Below are 3,448 nucleotides of genomic sequence, written 5' to 3' on the forward strand. Positions count from 1 at the left end.
GCCGCCCGCAGGAGTTGTCCCGCCGCTAGAAGGAGTTGTCCCCTCAATGGTGAAGGGATTGTCGTTTACGCGGGGTATTTGACCTGTAGTGAACCGAGATTCATCTAGCGAGTTCGATCGAACATCAATCAACACCGCCAAAAATTCCCCAGTTCGCCTGTCCCTAATAATCGTGTTGCTAGAATTCGAGCCTTGGCCCTGGAAAATTTCTAACTCTGTAAAGTTCAGACCTCCAGCCAGACCGATCGAATCTCCCGCCTTAAAATCTCTAATTACATCAGCATCGCCGATTTCGCTGCCGCCAGTAGTGAGAAACCCGTTGCTACCCGGCGACGTGCCCACCCTACCGAGAACAAAGATATCCGATCCGTCGCCTCCTGTCAGAGTATCCGATCCGCGATCGCCCGAAAGAACATCATCCCCAGCATCTCCAGACAAAGAATCATTCTCGTCGCCCCCGAAGATCAGGTCATCACCCTCGCCGCCGTCACCAGTATCGTTACCAACACCGCCGGTGATGACATCCCCGCCCTCCTGGCCCAACAAAATATCATTGCCCCGAGCGCCGATCAGGCAGTCGTTACCAGTGTCACCAAAAAGGGTGTCACTGCCCTTGTCGCCAAAAATCAGGTCGTCCTCGCCACCACCGCGCAGACAGTCATTGCCTTTACCGCCGTACAGCGAGTCGTTGCCTTCAGCACCCAAGACAACATCGTTCCCCTGGTCGCCAAAAGCTAGGTCATCGCCTTGGTCGCCAGAAACCAAGTCATCGCCTTTGCCGCCCCGCGCCGTGTCATTGCCGCGCCCGCCCTCAACAATATCTTTACCAGCGCCGCCGTTGAGAGAATCGTTACCGTCTTCGCCCCTGACTATATCGTCTCCGTCCCGACTCAGAAGCGTGTCGTCGCCGCCGCGCCCGGAAATCGTGTCATTGAACAAGCTGCCGATTAAATAGTTACTGCCGTCATTTGCGACAACTAAGCCATCGACAAAAAGTGGCTGTGGGGGAGGGGTTGGAACTGTCAGAGGTGGCCGCGGCACCGGGGTGATCGAAATGTCCGGGCCCGTCCCCGTCATCCCTGTCGAAGTCCCCGTCATCCCTGTCGAAGTCCCCGTCATCGTTGTCGAAGTCCCCGTCATCCCTGTCGAAGTCCCCGTCATCCCTGTCGAAGTCCCCGTCATCGTTGTCGAAGTCCCCGTCATCCCTGTTGAAGTCCCCGTCATCCCTGTTGAAGTCCCCGTCATCGGCGACGGTGCCGGGGACGGCGACGGTGCCGGGGACGGCGACGGTGGGGGAAAAGCTACTGGTACTGCACTTGGCATTGTTCCGACTCCTTGCGACGCTACTCAAAAACTAACTACTAAATAAACTTAAAGTCAGATGCAGTAATGACGGTGCTGAGGGCTCCCGGCACTGTAGGAATAGAATTCAACACTCCCAAATCGAAAGCTGGGAGACTGTCATCTGCCACATTCGGGTCGAAGCCGAGAACGTACTTGTTAAAAGTATTGTTCAGGTACACGAAGAAAGCTCCTGTTTTGCTCGAACCCTTTTGATTCTTCAACACTGCATTTACTGCTTGAGCGTTATCAAATTTAGATTCAAACAAAATGACTGATTGCTTGCTGATGTCGTCGCCGCTAGACCCGATATTCCTGACGATAAAACTGGTGAAATCGAGAGTAGTTCCTGAGTTGGTTAAACCCGCGAAATTTGACGATCTGAACAAGAATCTGTCGGTCTCGCTGCCGTTAGCGTTAAAGTCAGCAATCACGTCCACGCCTTCGCTGGGAGTTTCGTAGTAGAAGAAATCATTGCCAGCATCGCCGGTGAGCAAGTCAGAACCGACACCGCCACCCAAAATGTCATTGGCTGCACCGCCGGAAAGCGAGTCGTTGTCATCGCCGCCCAATACCAAGTCATTGCCGAAGGCGCCGCTGAGACAGTCGCTGCCGGCACCGCCGTCGAGAGTGTCGTCGCCCGCTTGGCCGTCGAGGGAGTCGCTGCCGGCCTCGCCCAACACGTAGTCATTGCCCGAACCTCCGAGTCCCGTGTCGTTGCCTTGTCCACCCAACATCGTTTCATCGTTGTCGCCGCCCAAGATGGAATCGTTATTGATACCGCCATCGACCAAGTTTCTGCCCAGTCCACCGTCGAGGATGTCGTCGCCTGCACCGCCCTCAAGGGAGTCGTCGCCAATGCCACCAAGTAAGGTGTCAATCCCGGCGCCACCAAGTATCGAGTCCTCGCCGGATTCTCCCAACATCGAGTCATTGCCTGTTCCGCCGTCAATGGTGTCGTTGTTGTCACCGCCCAAGAGGTTGTCATTGTCATTGCCGCCGAACATCAGGTCGTTGCCCAGCCCGCCGATCAGCGAGTCTATGCCGTCTTGGCCGTCAACGGTGTCGTTGCCCAGTCCGCCGTCAACGGTGTCATTGCCGATCGCACCCACCACCGAGTCGTTGCCTGCTTCACCGAATACGACGTCGTTGCCGACACTGCCATCGATGATGTCGCTGCCGTCGCCCCCAGAGAGGGTATCGTCGCCGGCCCCGCCGAGGATGAAGTCGCTGAGGTTGCTGCCTGTAAAGCTGCTGGCCGGGAGTGCGCTGCGATCGACAATATTATCTACCACCGTGATGCTGAAGGATGTCGGCCCGATAGTTGCAGATCCGTCGGAGGCTGTAAACGTGAAAGTGTCGCTGCCACCTGCTGCCAGCAAGTTGTATTTGACGATGTTGTTATTGATATCGTCTTGGGTGAATTTGCCGCCCACGTTGAGAAAGGTGCTACCCCTTTGGACAAAACCTCTGGTAGCATCGGGAGCTTTAGTAATCGTGTAAACGATTTCCAAGGGGCTGTTGTCGGGATCTGTGACTAACAAATCGGCGGCAGTGATTGTCTGGATAGGATTACTTTTGGCAACCACCACACCGTCGTTAATTATTAGCTGCGGCGGGCTACTGACGTTGATGGTTACTACCGCCTTACTTGTGCCGCCGCTGCCGTCTGCGATCGAGTAGCTGAAGCTGTCAGTACCCAAAAAGCCCGGATTCGGGGTGTATTTGAATACGCCACCGCCCACGGGACTCACGCTCCCTTTGCTTGCTGGAGTAAAAGTCGTGACAGTCAGAGCGCTTTGTTCCTGGTCAGTGTCGTTCAACAGAACGTTGAAACTGAGTTCTTTACCCGCAACCGTGGTGAAGTTATCGTTAACTGCTCTTGGAGGTTGGTTAAAGATGGGCGTCGGGAACGTCGGCGGCGGACTTCCTGTCGGCGTCGGACTTCCTGTCGGCGTCGGACTTCCTGTTGTCGGCGTCGGGAACGTCGGCACCGGCTCTGTCGGTGTGGGCGGTGTCGGACTTCCTGTCGGTGTCGGACTTCCTGTCGGTGTCGGACTTCCTGTCGGTGTCGGACTTCCTGTCGGTGTCGGACTTCCTGTCGGTG

General features: G+C 55.8%; 3 protein-coding genes. 1 reads left to right on the forward strand and 2 read right to left on the reverse strand.

The genetic code is table 11. The features are described from left to right. A partial coding sequence (locus tag QUB35_RS19735) for a calcium-binding protein (RefSeq protein WP_333143464.1) occupies window positions 1-1,041 on the reverse strand: 1,041 nt, incomplete at its 3' end. A 13-nt stretch (window positions 1,042-1,054) separates the two neighbouring features. On the opposite strand from QUB35_RS19735, the gene QUB35_RS19740 reads away from it, so the two are divergent. Next, window positions 1,055-1,369, forward strand: coding sequence for a hypothetical protein (locus QUB35_RS19740; protein ID WP_333143465.1), 315 nt, complete (start codon window positions 1,055-1,057; stop codon window positions 1,367-1,369). Here the strand turns inward: QUB35_RS19740 and QUB35_RS19745 are convergent. Beyond that, a partial coding sequence (locus QUB35_RS19745) for an Ig-like domain-containing protein (protein WP_333143466.1) occupies window positions 1,362-3,448 on the reverse strand: 2,087 nt, incomplete at its 5' end. The genes QUB35_RS19740 and QUB35_RS19745 overlap by 8 nt on opposite strands.

Source organism: Microcoleus sp. B13-B6, assembly GCF_036705405.1.
GTDB lineage: Bacteria > Cyanobacteriota > Cyanobacteriia > Cyanobacteriales > Microcoleaceae > Microcoleus.

What these genes read in the sequence shown, in the direction of transcription:
- QUB35_RS19740 (WP_333143465.1), top strand. Translation starts at nt 1,055, where the DNA reads ATGTCCGGGCCCGTCCCCGTCATCCCTGTCGAAGTCCCCGTCATCCCT.